The following is a 15,367-nucleotide window of genomic DNA, read 5'->3' on the forward strand; positions in this document are numbered from 1 at the left end:
TTTAGCGAGCCGGAACGCGGGGCGCCACCCGTGAGCCGAATCGCCGCCGTCCTGTTGCCGATGCCGCTGCCCGAGGCGTTCGACTATGCCGAGCCCGAAGGCATGGGGCTGGCTGTCGGCGACCATGTGGCCGTACCGCTCGGCCCGCGCACGTCGCGCGGCGTGGTGACCAGTCTGCGCGAGAGCGCCGGCGGCAACCGCCCGCTGAAGCCGGTGCTGGAGCGGCTCGACGATCCGCCCCTGCCGGAGACCACCCTGCGGTTCGTGGAATGGGCGGCGCGCTATTCGGTGGACCTGCCCGGCTGGCCGCTGGCGATGGCGCTGCGCGGGCTGCGCGCGCCGAAGCCCCGGCCGATCAAGCTGCTGGCGGCCACCGGAACGGCGCCGGCGCGGATGACCCCTGCGCGCGAGAAGGTGCTGGCCGCCGCCGCCGAAGGTCCGCTGACGGGCCCGGACCTCGCTGCAAAGGCCGGGGTCGGGGCAGGGGTGGTCAAGGGGCTGCTGGACGAAGGTTGTCTCGAACTCCGGCTGCATATGCCGGAGACCCGCTTCGCCGCGCCGGATACGGCCCGGCCCGGCCCGAGTCTCAACGCCAGCCAGGCGGCCGCCGCCGGTGTGCTGGCGGGCATGGTGCGCGAGGGCGGATTCCAGGCGGCGCTGCTGGACGGGGTGACCGGCTCGGGAAAGACCGAGGTTTATCTGGAGGCCGTGGCCGCCGCCCTCGACGCCGACCCCGCCGCCCAGGTGCTGGTCCTGCTGCCCGAGATCGCCCTGACGCAGGCGGTGATCGCCCGGTTCGAGGACCGGTTCGGCGTCCAGCCGGCGGAGTGGCATTCCGCCGTCCCGCCGCCCCGCCGCCGTCAGGTCTGGGAGGGCGTCGCCACGGGCCGGGCGCGGATCGTCGTCGGCGCCCGTTCGGCCCTGTTCCTGCCCTACCGGTCTCTGCGCCTGATCGTCGTCGATGAGGAACACGACGGCTCCTACAAGCAGGAGGAGGGCTTCATCTATCAGGCCCGCGACCTCGCCGTGGCGCGCGCCAGCCTTGAGAAGTGCGCGGTCGTGCTGGCCTCGGCGACGCCCTCGCTGGAGACGCTGTGGAACGCCGAGCAGGGCCGCTACCGCTGGCTCCGGCTGGCGGCGCGGCATGGCGCCTCGGAACTCCCGGACGTCACCCTGATCGACATGCGCGAGACGCCGCCCGAGCCCGGCCGCTGGCTGTCGCCGCCGCTGGTCGAGGCGATGAAGGAGACGTACGGCCGCAGCGAACAGACCCTGCTGTTCCTCAACCGTCGGGGCTATGCGCCGCTGGTCCTCTGCCGCGCCTGCGGCGAGCGGATGAAGGCGCCCGACAGCGACAGCTGGCTGGTCGAGCACCGCTATACAGGCCGCCTGGTCTGCCACCTGACCGGCTTCTCGATGCCCAAGCCGGATCGCTGCCCGCACTGCGGGGCGCAGGACAGTCTGGTCTCCATCGGACCGGGCGTGGAGCGGGTCGAGGAAGAGGTGCGCCACCTGTTCCCGGAAGCCCGGGTGGCTGTGTTCTCGTCAGACACGGTGTTCGACGCCGACGGCGCGCGGTCGATCGTCAAGGCGATGACCGACGGCGAGATCGACGTGCTGGTCGCCACCCAGGCCGCGGCCAAGGGGCACGACTTTCCCATGCTGACCCTGGTGGGGGTGGTCGACGCGGACCTCGGCCTGCGCGGCGGCGACCTGCGCGCCGGGGAGCGGACCTTCCAGCTGCTGGCCCAGGCCAGTGGTCGCGCCGGGCGTCGGGACCGGCCCGGGCGGGCGATGCTGCAGACCTACGCCCCCGACCATGCGGTCATGCAGGCGCTGGCGGCGCAGGACAGGGACGCGTTTCTCGAGGCGGAGATGACCGGTCGCGAACTGGCCGGCCTGCCGCCGTTCGGCCGGCTGGCGGCGATCATCTGCTCGGGGCCGGATCCCGTGGCGCTGGACGCCTATGTCCGCACCCTGGCGGCGGCGGCCCCCAACACCGACGGGGTGGACATCTACGGCCCCGCCGACGCGCCGCTGGCGATGGTGCGCGGCCGACGGCGCAAGCGGTTCCTCGTGAGAGCGGACCGGACCGTAGACCTGCAAGGCTTCCTCGCCGCCTGGCGGGCGCGGGCGCGACCGCCGGGGTCCGTGCGCGTGGCCATCGACGTGGATCCCTACAGCTTTTTGTAATCCTCCCCATCGGGGGAGGTGGCGCTGCGAAGCCGAAGGCGAAGCAGTGACGGAGGGGGTCCGCTCAAATTTCGGGTGACCCCCTCAGTCCGCTTCGCGGACAGCTCCCCCGAAGGGGAGCATTCTCATCAGTGCTTCGTCTCGTCCGCCACGGCCTTCTTCTCCCGGCTCTTGCGGGCGACCATGTTCAGACCCTCGACAAGGCCGGAGAAGGCCATGGCCGCGTAGATGTAGCCCTTGGGCACATGCACGCCGAAGCCGTCGGCGATCAGCACCGCCCCGATCATCAGCAGGAAGCCCAGAGCCAGCATCACCACGGTGGGATTGTTGTGGATGAAGTTGGCCAGCGGGTCGGCCGCCAGCAGCATCACCATCACGGCGATGATCACCGCGACAATCATGACCGGCACATGGTTGGTCATGCCGACAGCGGTCAGGATCGAGTCGACCGAGAAGACCAGGTCGAGCAGCAGGATCTGGACGATCGCGGCGTTGAAGTTGGAAACAACCACATTCTTCGTGTCCATCACGTCGCCCGTGGGCGCCGGATCAACCGTGTGGTGGATCTCCTTGGTCGCCTTCCACAGCAGGAACAGCCCGCCGGCGATCAGGATCAGGTCGCGCCAGGAGAAGGCCGTGTCGAAGCCCGGCTCCCCGTGCTCGCCCACCGGTCCGGTGATGCCGAGGTCGAAGAGCGGGGTCGTCAGGCTGACCAGCCAGGCGATCGAGAACAGCAGGCCGATACGCATGATCAGCGCCAGCGAGATGCCGATCCGGCGCGCCTTCTGGCGCTGCTCGACCGGCAGTTTGTTCGACAGGATCGAGATGAAGACCAGATTGTCGATCCCGAGCACGATCTCCATGACCACCAGGGTGACCAGGGCCGCCCAGACTGCGGGGTCGGTGGCGAGCTGAAGCAGGCTGTCCATACGGTGTCGGGCCTTTCACGACTGGTGAACCGAATGGAGCTTACATAGCCTGACATGCGTCTGGATGAACCGGCTTTCGCTGATTTTTCCCGCCGCTCCCCACGCGGCGTCGAACCGGGCATGGCCCGCCGGCGCGAGAAGACAGGATTGGGCCATGCAGGACGCCGCCAATATCCGGCCTCTGACCTCGTTGCGCTTCTTCGCGGCGCTGTGGGTCGTGCTCTACCACTACTGGCCCAAGCTCGATGCGGCCGTCACCCCGATGCTGGTTGAGAAGGGCTATCTGGGGGTCGAGCTGTTCTTCGTGCTCAGCGGCTTCATCCTCTGCCACGTCTATCTGACGGCCTTCGGAGAGGAACGGTTCAAATACGGCTCCTTCCTGTGGAACCGGCTTGCGCGGGTCTATCCGCTGCATCTGGCCACGCTGCTGGGGATGATCGCTCTGGGGGTTGTGGCCGGTCTGGCCGGGTTCTCGGTCGACGCCGGCATCCTGCGGTGGGACGCGCTGCCGGCGAACCTGCTTCTGCTCCAGGCCTGGGGTCTGGCGCCCGAGGCGGCCTTCAACCATCCGTCCTGGTCGATCTCGGCGGAGTGGTTCGCCTACCTGACTTTCCCGGCCTTCGCCTTCGTCGCCTGGCGGCTGCGCAACCGGCCATGGCTGCTGGCGGCCGGGACGCTGGCGGCGATCGCCACCCTCTATCCCGCGTTCCAGGCCCTGACCGGCAAGTCTTTGACCCAGGCCACCATCGCCTGGGGCGCCCTGCGAATCGTTCCCTGCTTCGCCCTGGGCTGCGCAATGCACAGTCTGTGGCGGTCGGGCGTCGTCCGCAGCGTCCGGATGGCGGCCATCGGCGCCTTTTTTTCAGGCGCCGCATTGCTCGCCTCGGCCATCCTGGGCGCGCCGGACATGGTTACGCTGGTCACGTTCGGGGCCCTGATCCTCAGCCTCGCGGGCCTCGCGCAGCACGGATCGACTTTCGGATCACAGGGCGTCTTCGTGTATCTGGGCGAGATAAGCTACTCGACCTACATGATCTGCGTGCCGTGGAAGATCATCTTCGTGAATGCTGCGGCGCGAGGTCTGAATCTAACGGACGAAAAGCTGCCACTGTGGGTGTGGCTGATCTTCATCACTGCCCTGGTTCCACTGTCAGCGGCCTCGTATCATCTGATCGAGAAACCGGCCCGCGAACGCATGAAGCTCATGGCTGACTCATGGCGGTCGCGACGCGCTGTCGCAGCCTGATGCTGAAAAGACTCTTTTCATTCGGGCGTGAGATGGTTATCCCCTCACTTCCAGTGACGGGGGAGACCTCCTGAATGCGCCAACGAACCAAAACCTACCTTGGTTCCCTGGCCGCTGCAGTGATGCTCAGCCTGACGCCTTCGGCGAACGCTCTGGCTGACATCTACTGGCAGTGTGTGCCCTTCGCCCGACTCCTGTCGGGCATACAGATCTATGGCGACGCCAGAACCTGGTGGGGCCAGGCCTCCGGCAAGTATGAGACCGGCCGCACGCCCAAGACCGGGGCGGTGCTGACGTTTGTCCCGACCTCCAGGATGCAGCTGGGCCACGTCGCCGTGGTCAGCCGACTGGTGACGGACCGCGTTATCCAGATCACCCACGCCAACTGGTCTCGCATCGGCGGCGCCCGCGGCCAGATCGAAACCGACGTCACCGTCATCGACGTGTCGCCGGTCGGCGACTGGAGCATGGTCAAGGTCTGGTACGACCCGATCCGCGACCTGGGTACGTCGGTCTATCCGACCTACGGCTTCATTTATCAAAATCGCCAGGCCGTGCAGCTGGCCCAGACCGACCCGCGCTACTGGAGCGCCCAAGGCGTGACCATGGCGCGCTCGGCCGCGAACCAGACCGCCTCGACGGTCGGCCCGATCCCGTCCCCGCTGGGCGTGATCAACCAGGCCGCGGACGCGACCGACCGGATCGCCGCGCTGATTTCCGCGGCCATCGGTCAGACCCCTGCCCAGGACCCCGCCGACGACTGATCGTCGCCGTGGTTGACGCTGACCGGCCGCCGCGCCATTCCGGGGCGGACCGGAGGCGATACGTCCATGCTCAGAGTGCTTCGCTGTGGCGGGGGCGGACTCACGCCCGTTGAGGCCGGCCCTGACTGGGTCCTGCCTGACGACGTCGCCTGGATCGACCTGACCGACCCCGACAGGGCCGAAGAGCTGGTCGCCGAGGCAGCGCTCGGCGTGTTCCTGCCGACCGCCGAGGAAATGGCCGAGATCGAGGTCTCCTCCCGCCTGTACCAGGAGGACGGCGGCACCTTCATGACCGCCTTCGTGCTGGTCGGCGCCGACGGCGACGACCCCGCGCTGGCGCCGGTGACCTTCGTGCTGGCCAAGGGGCGGCTGATCACCATCCGCTACGTCGAGCCGCGCGCGTTCGTGGCCTATGCCGCCCAGGCTGAACGGGACGCCGACTTCTGCCAGGGCGGAGTCGAGGCCTTCCTGGGTCTGCTGGACGCGATCATCGACCGGATCGCGGACATTCTCGAAAAGACCTCGGCCGAGGTGGACGCGACCTCCGGCGAAATCTTCCGGCCGGCCCGCAAGGTGGGCTTCAAGCCGCTCCTGCGCCAGCTTGGCCGATCGCAGTCGATCGCCGCCAAGGCGCGCAGCAGCCTGGTCAGCCTGTCGCGGCTGCTGTCATTCGCGGCCCTGTCTGACGAGATCACAGACAGCAAGGACCACCGCGAACGCCTGCGCACATTGCAGCGGGACGCCCAGTCGCTCACCGGCCACTCCGCCTATGTGACGGAGAACGTGACCTTCCTGCTCGATTCGGCGGTCGGCCTGATCAACACGGACCAGAACGAGATCATGAAGGTGTTCTCGGTCTGGGCCGTGATCCTGATGCCGCCGACGCTGATCGGCTCGATCTACGGCATGAACTTCAAACACATGCCGGAACTGGGCTGGGTCGGCGGCTATCCGCTGGCGCTGGTGCTGATGATCGTGACGATGCTGGTTCCGATCTGGTGGTTCCGGCGCAAGGGCTGGCTCTGATCGCCGCGCGCGGGCCGGAAACAACCCTTCTTTAAGCCGCCGGGGACCATGCTTCGGGATTCTCTGGATCAGGTCCTGAATGTCCGCCGCGCCCAGCATCATCCGCCCGCTCGACTTCACCGCCGTCAAGGCCGTGATCGAGGCGCACGGCCGGTATCTGAGCGGCCGCAGCGGCGGCAAGCGCGCCAACCTGACCTATGTCGACCTGTCCAACATGTCGCTGTCCGGTGTCGATCTGAGCGACGCCGACCTGACCGGCGCCCGGCTGGCCGGCGCCAGCCTGCACGGCGCCAATCTCAGGCGCGCGATCATGTTCGGCTCGGACCTTCGCGACGCTGACCTGCGAACCTGCGACCTCAGCCAGGCGGACCTGCGCGGCGCCTGCCTGCGCGGGGCCAATCTCGCCGGCGCGAATCTGGCCGGCTGCGACTTGCGTGAGGGCCAGATCGCCCTCCAGGGCGGCGGCCAGGGCTTCAGGATCCTCAAGCACGAGCGCAAGCCTGGCGAACTGGACTATGCGGTGCTTCAGGGCGCCAATCTCGCGGGCGCCCAGATGGCCGGCGCGCACGCCGTCAGCGCCGACTTTACCGAAGCCAACCTAACCGGGGCCTGCCTCAACGGCGCCAAGCTGGTGAATGCGGTGCTGGACGGGGCCGACCTGTCCAACGCCGACGTCTTTCACACCGACTTTTCCGGCGCGACGATGAAGGACGCCGTGGTCTCCGGCGTGCGACTCGACGACGCCAACTTCGAACGCGTCGATCTCAGCGAGGTACTCCGCGCCCCGCCGCCGATCGTCTACGTCGACGACCGGCCGCTCGGCGACCTGATCAGCGACCATGAACGCTTCTGCAAGTCGGGCGGCGCGGAGGGCGAGGTGATGAAGGTCTCGCGCGTCGATTTCCGGCCGCTCAAGCAACTGCGCCGCCGCATGCTGACCGGCATGGTCGCCCAGAAGTCGGTGTTCTTCGGCCTCAACATGGAGGGCGCCGAGCTCCAGGGCTGCGACCTCACCGGAGCCGACCTGCGCGGCGTGGTGCTCAAGGACGCCGACCTGCGCGGCGCCAAGCTGGTCGGCGCCAAGCTGAACAAGGCCGATCTGCGCGGCGCGAAGCTCGGCCCCCTGATGATCTCGGAAGGCCGCTATATCCGCACCGACCTGACGCGGGCGGTGCTCAAGGGCGCCGACCTGCGCGACTGTCACGCCCGCCGCGCCCGCTTCCTCGAAGCGGAATTGCAGGGCGTGAAGTTCGACGGCGCCGACCTCGCCGAGGCCGAGCTGGAGACGTAGGGGACACGTACCTTCGGTACATGCCCCCTCCGACCTAAAGCCCCTTGCGAAGCGGCAGCAGGTCCGGGAACACCGGCTCGCGGCCTTCCTGTTTCGCCACGAAGGTCTCGGCCATGTGCGGGCCGGAGAACATGCCGGTCTGCCAGACGGCGATGTAGTCCAGTGCGTCCTTGATGGTGTGGTCGCGAGCGTAGTTGATCATCACCTTGCTGCCGGCCACGGCCAGCGGCGACTTCGAGGCGATCTCGCGCGCGGTGGCCAGGGCGTGGGCGACGACGGCCTCGTGGCTGTCGAACACATCGTTGACCAGGCCGATCTCCTTCGCCCGCTGCGCCGGCAGGCGGCGGCCGGTGTAGGCCAGTTCGCGCACCCAGCCTTCGGGGATCAGCTTGCACAGCCGCGGGAAGGTGCCGACATCGGCGGTCATACCGATGTTGATCTCCATGATCGTGAAGAAGGCGTCGGCGGTGCAGTAGCGGATGTCGCAGGCGCTGGTGAAATCGACCGCGCCGCCGATGCAGCCGCCCTGGATCGCGGCGATCACCGGCATGCGCGCCTCGTCGAGGCAGCTGAAGGTGTCCTGCAGCGCGTGGACGTGCTTGCGGAAGCTCTCGCCGGCGACGTGCCGGTCGGTCTGGCCGCCGCTCTCGCCGACGTTGGCGAACACCTGAAGGTCCATGCCGGCGCAGAAGTGCTTGCCGGTCGAGGAGATCACGATGCAACGGGCGCGCGCGTTGTCGTTGATGTCGCGGACGATCGCCGGAAGCTCGGACCAGAACGCCTTGTTCATGGTGTTCATCGCTTCGGGGCGCTTCATCTGGATATGCGCAACCTGATCTTCGATCGATACGTTGAAGCAGGTCCAGACGGCGGTCTCAGGGGTGTGGGCGTTCATGGTTCCAGTCCTCGCAGGCATTCGCACATTCTCGTGAGATGACGTCGGGAAAGCCAACCCCGAACGCACCAGGCGCCAAATGGGGCTAGATATCGCTCCGGACGCCAGACTTCAGACAGGAGCCTATCATGCGCATCGCCCTTACCGCCTGTATCGCGGTTCTGACTTTCGGAGCTCTTCCCGGCGCCGCCAACGCGGGTGTCTTCAGCTGTGACGCCAGCGGCGGCAAGCAGGAAGGCGGCGCGGCCGTCGGCGCGATCATCGGCGGCATCATCGGCAACCAGCTCGCCAAGCGCGAGCGCGGCGCCGGCACGGTCGTCGGGGCCGGCCTCGGCGCCGCCATCGGGTCGTCGATCGGCTGCAAGATGCAGGAGGAAGACCAGCGTCGCGCCGAAGCCGCCCTCGACGAGGCCCTGGCCACGGGCCAGCCGGCCAGCTGGCGCAACCCGAAGTCCGGCGCCTACGGCGAGATTCGCGTGCTGCCGGTCGGCAGCAGCGGCCGCTGGTACGCGCCGGGCACCGTCAATATCCGCGCCACGCCCTCGACCCGGGCGCGGGTCGTCGGCCAGCTGACCGCCGGGGAGATGTTTGACGCCTCCTCGTACAGCTCGGCCTGGCTTCAGGTGAACGGCGGCTTTGTCTCGAAGTCGGTGGTCCGCGCGGCCTCGCGGGACGGCTGCGAGACCATCGAACAGACGGCCTACACCAAGAAGTACGGTCGCGAGACCGAGCGCTACCGCGCCTGCCGCAAGCCAGGCGGCGCCTGGCAACTGACGAAGATCTGACCGCTATCGACTGACGTCGCGTTATCGGGATAGGCAGGCGGCGATGACCCTCGCCGCCCCGCCCTTTCCCGCCGCGCGCCGCCGCGCTGTCCCTGTTCCCGGCGGAGAGATCGCCGGGTTCGAGTTCGGCCCCGCCGATCGGCCGCTCGATGTGCTGTTCCTGCACGCCAACGGCTTCAATGCCGGGACCTACGCCGACATCCTGACGCCGCTGGCGAGTGATCTGCGCATCCTCGCCGTGGATCAGCGCGGACACGGCCGCACGACGTTGCCGGCGGATCCGGAGACGCACGACGCCTGGCTGGTGTTCCGCGACGACCTGCTGGCGCTGCTGGAAGCGCTCGGAGAGAGCCCGACGGTTCTGGCCGGCCATTCAATGGGCGGAACGGTCGGCCTACTGGCGGCCGCCGAGCGGGCTGACGCGGCGAAGCGGCTGGTGCTGTTCGATCCCGTCGTGATCACCGCGGACCGCGCGGCCCAGGCCGGGCCGGACGGCCTGAAGAATTCGCCTCTGGCCATCGGCGCCCGCCGCCGGCGCGCGACCTTCCCGGATCGCGAGGCTGCGTTCGAGGCCTACAACGGCCGCGGCGCGTTTCGCTCCTGGCCCGAGGCCAGCCTGCGCGCCTATCTGGCCGACGGCGTGCTCGAGGGCGAGGACGGCCAGGTCCATCTGTCCTGCCGCCCGGACTGGGAGGCGGCCAACTTCGGCGCCCACCACCACGACACGGTCGGCGCCTTCGCACGCGCCACGATGCCGATCCGCGTCCTCAAGGCCGAGATCGGCTCCACCTGCGGTCTTGATGCCGACCAAGCGGGCGACAACGTGCGGATGGAGACCGTCCCCGGAACCAGCCACTTCCTGCCGATGGAGTGCCCGGAACTTGTGCGGTCCGCGCTGATCGAGGCGGCGGCGGGGGTCTAGAGCGCCAACCCGGCCTTCGCGTGCTTCATCAGTTCCACGCGCGCGGCGTCGCTGATCGGGATGATCTTGCGGGCGTCGAGGTCGAAGGTCACGGCGACCGCCTCGGCGGCGCCCCAGGCCTTGCCGCTGTCCGGATCGAGCATCCAGTGGACCATGCGTTTGGTGCGGGTGTCTGCGTCCTTCAGGCCAGAGCGGATCTCGATCCGGTCGCCGGCGCGCGGCCAGTCGAACTGGATCAGCCGGTACTCCAGTACTGCACCGCCGACGCGTTTGGGTGTTTCGGCGGCCCCGCTGACTACCGCATCGCGGAAGCTGCGGATCAGACGCGGGATGCCGTCCGACACCCGGCCGATGAACAGTTCGGGCCGCATCCGGCCATAGAGGTCGCAATCGGCCGGCGAGATGGCGCCCTGGGCGATCCGCACCAGGTCCAGTGCTTCAGCCCGCGCCAGACTGGCGGTCGAAACCACGGGCTCGAGTGAGACGCTGCGCGCCATCGCCTGTTCGGGCGTGTCGATGGCCAGGCCCGCCGCCAGCTCGAGTGTCCGCTGCGGCCAGGGGAAGGGCCGTCCCTCGGTAGGGGTCACGTGGGCGACCACGGTCTGGAAGCTCGCGGCCAGGGCGCCGGAATCCGAGTGCCACAGCAGCATCAGCACGCGGGCCTCGTCCGCGTTGATCTCCAGCACGCCGCCGGTCATGTGCAGCGCGACGCCCGCGTGGGCTTCCCGCAGGAAGCGGATGTGCTGCTCGCGGATCATCAGCGTGGAGCCGGCGTGCGCCGCGAAGGCGTGCGGCAGGCCCAGCGCCGCGGCCAGTCCGACCAGCCCTTCGACGGCCTTGGTGACGTAGAAGCGCACATTCATGTGCCCCATCTCGTCGCATTCCCAGGTGTTGACGCCGCCGCGCCAGATCTCGATGCCGTCAGCCATTCGGGTCAGGCCCGGCAATCGGCGCAGAGGCCATGGGCCTCCACCATGAGGGCGGTCAGGCTGTAGCCCTGGGCTCCGGCCAGTCGCTCGACCTCGTTCGCGACCGTCGGGGCGATCTCGCGCGTCGCGCCGCAGCAGTCACAGATCAGGAACGCCGCTGCATGCCCCTCGCCGCCGCCACCACAGGCCATGTAGGCGTTCAGGCTCTCGATCCGGTGGGCCAGCCCGAGCTTCGACAGGAAGTCGAGCGCCCGATAGACGGTGGGCGGCTTGGCCGGGGCCCCGCCGTCGCCAAACGCCGCGATGAGGTCATAGGCCTTCACCGGCTGGCCGGCTTTCAGCAGCATCTCCAGCACCCGCCGCCGGGGCGGCGTCAGCCGCTGGCCGGCCGCCTCGCATCGCGTCATGGCGGCGCTCAGACCCACCGACAGCGCGTCGCCCTGCAGGCCGCGGTGGTCGTGGTCGTGGTCACAGGCGTGGGAATGGGCCATCGGGTGAGAGGTAGAGAGCCGGCGCCCCAAGGGCAATCCCTAGCGGAGCGGCGTCGCCAGCGCCGCGGCCTCGGCGTCACAGCCGGTCGGCGCCTTCGCGCGGGTCAAGGCTCGCGACATCTCCCGCCGGGCCGCCGCCATGTCGTCCCGGAACTCGGGGACGCCATGCAACGACGCGACCACAGCGGCGGCGTTCTGACGCCCGGCCGCGACGGAGCTGGCATTGTGCACGCCGCACACAATCCGGCTTTCCCCGAACGCCCGGGCGCGCGTGAGGATGGCGCTTGATCGTTCAGGGACAAGTTCAGCCATGACCAGTCCGACCGCCCAGCTCCAGGTGGCGTGGCCGGACGGATAGTCCGGGCTTCGCGCCAGCCGCGTGCTCCGGTCTGCGCAGATGTCGCCTTCATCGAGCAGGTAGGGACGCTGGCGGCTGTAGAGCGCCTTGGGCCGGGCGACGGCGCGACTCACGTCCGGGGCCATCTTCAGCAGCAGGCCGGTCAGTTTCGGCGTCGCCAGCGGATTGAGATCCGCGCCGATGGCGCAACTCAGGTTCTTCAGGATGTTGCGTTCAGGCAGATCGGCGACCGCCATCTGCCAGCGCGGCGTGTCCTTCAGGGCGCGCGTCGCGCGGAAGATCGTCCGGTCGGCTTCCGCCTCCGGAGAGCCGGCTTCCGGCGGCGGCGCGAGGACGGTGATCGTGTCGAGGGCCTCAGGCGTCAGATAGCCCTTCCACGGCAACCGCGCGGACGCGGCGCCGGCGGCCAGCATGACGAGCAGGCCGGTGAGGGTCAGCGCCGTGACGCGCGTGCCGATCATGCCGCGAACCCGGCTCAAGCCCGGTTCATGCCCCAGATCACCTGCACCTGGGACATCCCGGCCTGGGCGGAGACGATCACCTGCAGCAGCCGGCCCGAAGCCTCGTCATTGGCGGCGAACTGCCGGGCGGCGCCCATATCGGCGTCCAGCTGGACTTCCAGCCCGGCGGCCCTGGCCTTCTGGCGATAGAAGTCCAGCACCTGGTCAGGACTGTCCGGGGTCACGAAGACGGCCATGCCGCCGTTGGTCTTGGCGTCGCCGATCCCCGTCGCCGTGCTCTTCATTTCCGAGCCGGGATAGATCGGGGCGAAGTCCGGCAAAGCCGCCGCGGTCGCCGCCGGCCCGGCGGCGACGCTGACCGCACCATCGGAGACCTTCGCGGCAGGGGCGCTTTGAGCGTCGGGCTTTCCACAGGCGGCGAGCGACAGGCCGACGAAGGCCAGGGCGAAGACGAGACGCAAGACAGGATCCCCCAAAGAAAAACCGCGCGAGACGGCAAGCCTCGCGCGGTCCTTCATCATTGGCAATGGGCCGGGGTCAGGCGAACAGCTTGGCCCAGCGCGGCTTGACCCGGCTCTTCCAGGCGCCGCGGTGATAGGCGTCGGATCCGATCAGCGGCACCACCGTGGTTGCCTCGGCGAAGACCATCTGCTCGTGGGTGGTCTGCACCTTGCCCCAGCTGGCCGCCTCCTTGAGCGTCGAGGACGAGCATGCGCCGTCCCGCACGTCGGCGACGGTGATCTGCACGGCGTAGCGGTGCATCTCGGCCTCGATGCCGAGGATCTCGGCGCAGACGACGGTGTCCTGGGCGAAGTTCTTGGGCACCCCGCCGCCGACCATGAACAGACCGGTGACGCCGGCGGCGATCTTGATGTCGGTCAGCTCGCGGAAGTCGGCCACGGCGTCGATCATCAGATAGGGCTGCTTCGCCGCGATCCGCTCCTTCTGGTGCTTGACCAGGCCGAAGCCGGCCGACGAGTCCACGAACGCCGGGCAGAAGATCGGCACGCCTTCTTCATAGGCGGTCTGGATCAGCGAGCCGGGCTTCTTGGCGTTGCCCTCGGAGAGCCACTTGCCCATCTCCCAGATGAACTCGCGCGAGGAATAGCCGCGCGGCTCCAGCCGGTTGCAGATCTCCAGGATGGTGTGGTCGCAGGCCTGGAGCTCTTCCTCGTCGATGTAGGTGTCGTAGATCCGGTCGATGTAGTTGTCGCGCAGGACGTTGTCGTCGACCTGGCCGGCGGCCTGGTAGTGCTTGAAGCCGAGGGCTTCGAAGAAATCCATGTCGACGATCGAGGCGCCGGTGGCGACCACCGCGTCGACCATGCCGAACTTCACCATGTCGCGGTACACATGCATGCAGCCGCCGGCGCTGGTCGATCCGGCGAGGATCAGCCAGGGCGAGCAGGCCTTGTCTTCCAGCGCCATGTTGAAGATGTCGGCGGCCCGCGCCATGTCGCGCGAGCTGAAGCTCATCTTGCGCATGCCGTCGATGATCGGGCGGGCGTCGAAGCTGGTGATGTCGATGTGCTCGACGGTGTTGGCGAGCAGCTGGGCCTTCGTATTCGGAACGGGAGCGTTCATTGGTCGGGTTTCCCTGATCGTTTGAGCGCCCGTCGTCAAATACCTTGCCTCACCAGGACGGAGCGACCGGTGAAACAAACTCCGCTCACCCCGGCGAATGCCGGGGCCCAGATCCTATAGCGCGGAGATATGTCATCTGGGTCCCGGCATAGGCCGGGATGTGCGGAAAATCCTAGCGGCGCCTTTGTTTGCGGACGCCCGCCTTGCCCTTCGGGCGCGACAGGCGGACGACCTTGCGAGCCTGCTCCTCGGCCGTGGTGCGCACGGTCGGGATGGAGCGGGGCGCCAGGCCGTAGAGCGACGCCATCGGCGCGTCCTCGACCCCGGCTATCTCGTGCTCGCCGTAGCCGTTGAAGCCGGTCGACATGGCCACGCCATAGGCGCCCAGCATGCCGATCTCGATGAAATCGCCCTCGCGCACATCGGCCGGCAGCCAGAACGGTCCCGGCATGTGGTCGATGGAATCGCAGGTCGGTCCGTAGAAGCGGAACGGCTTGAGCTCGGTCGAGGAGGCGGCGTCCCGCACCAGCCTGGTCGGGAACGGCCAGCGCGAGTGGGTGGCGTCGAACAGCGCGCCGTACGAGCCGTCGTTCAGATACAGGGCGTCGCCCTTCCTCAGATCGACCCGGCAGAGCACCGACGACGATTCGGCCACCAGCGCGCGGCCGGGCTCGCACCACAGCTCGGTGGTCTCGCTGACCGGCATCTCGTTGAAGCCGCGATGGATGGCGTCGGCGTACTCGCTCATGTCCGGCGGAACCATGCCCGGATAGACCGAGGGGAAGCCGCCGCCGATATCGACGATATCGACGATCACGCCGGCGCGGCTGATCGAGCGGCTGACCTGGGCCATCGCCGCCTGATAGGCGGTCGGACGCATGCACTGGCTGCCGACGTGGAAGCTGACGCCCATCAGCCCGTCCTTCACCGCCTGGCGGGTGGCCAGGAGCAGTGACGGGGCCTGGTCCGGCGAGACGCCGAACTTGCCCGACAGGGTGTAGGCCGCGCCATCGGCCGAGACCGCCATGCGCACGATCAGGTTCAGATCCTTGGCCTGGCCAGTGGAATCGAGGATCTTTTCCAGCTCGTCGTGGCAGTCCAGCGAGAACGTCCGGACGCCGTGATCGAAATAGGCCTTGGTGATCGCCGCGCGGCTCTTCACCGGATGCATGAAGGCCAACCGCGCGTCCGGGCTCACCGACCGCACCAGTTCGATCTCTCGCAGCGAGGCGACGTCGAATCCGGTGACGCCCGCTTCAACCAGGGTCTCGATGACCCAACGCGAAGGGTTCGCCTTCACCGCATAGAAGACGTCAGCTTTCAGATTGTCCTGGAACCAGCGCGCCGCTACGGCGACGGGGGCATGTCGCACAAGGGCGACAGGCCTTTCCGGCGACCGCTCACGGACCAGGTCCAGGGGGTTATGGTACGTGCGCAATTCACGTAGACCCCTGTAAATTGTTAAACCCAGACCGGCGTTAGCAGCGCAGTTG

Annotated in this window: 15 protein-coding genes; 7 read left to right on the top strand and 8 right to left on the bottom strand. The window is 68.3% G+C overall.

Annotated elements, in window-relative coordinates:
• Positions 1 to 30 precede the first annotated feature (30 nt).
• Positions 31 to 2,193, top strand: a complete 2,163-nt coding sequence (locus AC3WJT_RS03605) for a primosomal protein N' (RefSeq protein WP_492341695.1) — start codon at positions 31 to 33, stop codon at positions 2,191 to 2,193.
• A gap of 128 nt (positions 2,194 to 2,321) precedes the next feature.
• Here the strand turns inward: AC3WJT_RS03605 and AC3WJT_RS03610 are convergent, their stop codons facing one another.
• Positions 2,322 to 3,122, bottom strand: a complete 801-nt coding sequence (locus AC3WJT_RS03610) for a TerC family protein (protein ID WP_492341696.1) — start codon at positions 3,120 to 3,122, stop codon at positions 2,322 to 2,324.
• Positions 3,123 to 3,276: 154 nt separating this feature from the next.
• Between AC3WJT_RS03610 and AC3WJT_RS03615 the strand changes: the two genes are divergently transcribed.
• The 4 genes from AC3WJT_RS03615 to AC3WJT_RS03630 all read left to right on the top strand — a co-directional run bounded on the left by AC3WJT_RS03615 (position 3,277) and on the right by AC3WJT_RS03630 (position 7,449).
• Positions 3,277 to 4,368: an acyltransferase family protein gene (locus tag AC3WJT_RS03615; protein WP_492341697.1), complete on the top strand. Its 1,092-nt coding sequence runs from the start codon at positions 3,277 to 3,279 to the stop codon at positions 4,366 to 4,368.
• A gap of 74 nt (positions 4,369 to 4,442) precedes the next feature.
• Positions 4,443 to 5,132 (top strand): CHAP domain-containing protein, encoded by a 690-nt coding sequence (locus AC3WJT_RS03620; protein ID WP_492341698.1) that lies wholly within the window; start codon positions 4,443 to 4,445, stop codon positions 5,130 to 5,132.
• A 66-nt stretch (positions 5,133 to 5,198) separates the two neighbouring features.
• Positions 5,199 to 6,158 carry a magnesium transporter CorA family protein gene (locus AC3WJT_RS03625; RefSeq protein WP_492341699.1) on the top strand — a complete coding sequence of 320 codons (960 nt, stop codon included), beginning with the start codon at positions 5,199 to 5,201 and terminating at the stop codon, positions 6,156 to 6,158.
• Between the two features lie 79 nt (positions 6,159 to 6,237).
• Positions 6,238 to 7,449 carry a pentapeptide repeat-containing protein gene (locus AC3WJT_RS03630; protein ID WP_492341700.1) on the top strand — a complete coding sequence of 404 codons (1,212 nt, stop codon included), beginning with the start codon at positions 6,238 to 6,240 and terminating at the stop codon, positions 7,447 to 7,449.
• Positions 7,450 to 7,483: 34 nt separating this feature from the next.
• On the opposite strand, the gene AC3WJT_RS03635 is transcribed toward AC3WJT_RS03630, so the two are convergent.
• Entirely contained in the window at positions 7,484 to 8,344 is an 861-nt protein-coding gene (locus AC3WJT_RS03635; RefSeq protein ID WP_492341701.1) for a crotonase/enoyl-CoA hydratase family protein, read from the bottom strand.
• A 128-nt stretch (positions 8,345 to 8,472) separates the two neighbouring features.
• Here AC3WJT_RS03635 and AC3WJT_RS03640 point away from each other — a divergent pair, with 128 nt between their 5' ends.
• A complete protein-coding gene (locus AC3WJT_RS03640; protein ID WP_492341702.1) occupies positions 8,473 to 9,129 on the top strand; it encodes a glycine zipper domain-containing protein in 657 nt (218 codons plus the stop codon).
• A 43-nt stretch (positions 9,130 to 9,172) separates the two neighbouring features.
• Complete coding sequence (locus AC3WJT_RS03645; protein WP_492341703.1) at positions 9,173 to 10,051, top strand: alpha/beta fold hydrolase; 879 nt, start codon at positions 9,173 to 9,175, stop codon at positions 10,049 to 10,051.
• On the opposite strand, the gene AC3WJT_RS03650 is transcribed toward AC3WJT_RS03645, so the two are convergent.
• The 6 genes from AC3WJT_RS03650 to AC3WJT_RS03675 form a co-directional block, all read right to left on the bottom strand.
• Complete coding sequence (locus tag AC3WJT_RS03650; protein ID WP_492341704.1) at positions 10,048 to 10,980, bottom strand: thioesterase family protein; 933 nt, start codon at positions 10,978 to 10,980, stop codon at positions 10,048 to 10,050. The genes AC3WJT_RS03645 and AC3WJT_RS03650 overlap by 4 nt on opposite strands.
• Positions 10,981 to 10,985: 5 nt before the next feature.
• The gene (locus AC3WJT_RS03655; protein ID WP_492341705.1) at positions 10,986 to 11,471 is read right to left on the bottom strand and encodes a Fur family transcriptional regulator; all 486 of its coding nucleotides are present in this window, start codon (positions 11,469 to 11,471) and stop codon (positions 10,986 to 10,988) included.
• A 39-nt stretch (positions 11,472 to 11,510) separates the two neighbouring features.
• Positions 11,511 to 12,308, bottom strand: coding sequence for an acid phosphatase (locus tag AC3WJT_RS03660; protein WP_492341706.1), 798 nt, complete (start codon positions 12,306 to 12,308; stop codon positions 11,511 to 11,513).
• The gene (locus AC3WJT_RS03665; RefSeq protein ID WP_492341707.1) at positions 12,305 to 12,751 is read right to left on the bottom strand and encodes a hypothetical protein; all 447 of its coding nucleotides are present in this window, start codon (positions 12,749 to 12,751) and stop codon (positions 12,305 to 12,307) included. The genes AC3WJT_RS03660 and AC3WJT_RS03665 overlap by 4 nt, the downstream gene beginning before the upstream one ends.
• A gap of 76 nt (positions 12,752 to 12,827) precedes the next feature.
• On the bottom strand, positions 12,828 to 13,874 hold the full coding sequence (locus AC3WJT_RS03670; RefSeq protein WP_492341708.1) for a 1,9-bis(guanidino)-5-aza-nonane synthase: 1,047 nt from the start codon (positions 13,872 to 13,874) through the stop codon (positions 12,828 to 12,830).
• Positions 13,875 to 14,046: 172 nt separating this feature from the next.
• Positions 14,047 to 15,312 (bottom strand): type III PLP-dependent enzyme, encoded by a 1,266-nt coding sequence (locus AC3WJT_RS03675; RefSeq protein ID WP_492341709.1) that lies wholly within the window; start codon positions 15,310 to 15,312, stop codon positions 14,047 to 14,049.
• Positions 15,313 to 15,367: the final 55 nt, after the last annotated feature.

It is taken from the genome of Caulobacter sp. FW305-C-30-S16 (assembly GCF_058783025.1).

What these genes read in the sequence shown, in the direction of transcription:
- AC3WJT_RS03615 (WP_492341697.1), top strand. Translation starts at nt 3,277, where the DNA reads ATGCAGGACGCCGCCAATATCCGGCCTCTGACCTCGTTGCGCTTCTTC.
- AC3WJT_RS03610 (WP_492341696.1), bottom strand. Translation starts at nt 3,122, where the DNA reads ATGGACAGCCTGCTTCAGCTCGCCACCGACCCCGCAGTCTGGGCGGCC.
- AC3WJT_RS03650 (WP_492341704.1), bottom strand. Translation starts at nt 10,980, where the DNA reads ATGGCTGACGGCATCGAGATCTGGCGCGGCGGCGTCAACACCTGGGAA.
- AC3WJT_RS03640 (WP_492341702.1), top strand. Translation starts at nt 8,473, where the DNA reads ATGCGCATCGCCCTTACCGCCTGTATCGCGGTTCTGACTTTCGGAGCT.
- AC3WJT_RS03670 (WP_492341708.1), bottom strand. Translation starts at nt 13,874, where the DNA reads ATGAACGCTCCCGTTCCGAATACGAAGGCCCAGCTGCTCGCCAACACC.
- AC3WJT_RS03635 (WP_492341701.1), bottom strand. Translation starts at nt 8,344, where the DNA reads ATGAACGCCCACACCCCTGAGACCGCCGTCTGGACCTGCTTCAACGTA.
- AC3WJT_RS03630 (WP_492341700.1), top strand. Translation starts at nt 6,238, where the DNA reads ATGTCCGCCGCGCCCAGCATCATCCGCCCGCTCGACTTCACCGCCGTC.
- AC3WJT_RS03655 (WP_492341705.1), bottom strand. Translation starts at nt 11,471, where the DNA reads ATGGCCCATTCCCACGCCTGTGACCACGACCACGACCACCGCGGCCTG.
- AC3WJT_RS03620 (WP_492341698.1), top strand. Translation starts at nt 4,443, where the DNA reads ATGCGCCAACGAACCAAAACCTACCTTGGTTCCCTGGCCGCTGCAGTG.
- AC3WJT_RS03625 (WP_492341699.1), top strand. Translation starts at nt 5,199, where the DNA reads ATGCTCAGAGTGCTTCGCTGTGGCGGGGGCGGACTCACGCCCGTTGAG.
- AC3WJT_RS03645 (WP_492341703.1), top strand. Translation starts at nt 9,173, where the DNA reads ATGACCCTCGCCGCCCCGCCCTTTCCCGCCGCGCGCCGCCGCGCTGTC.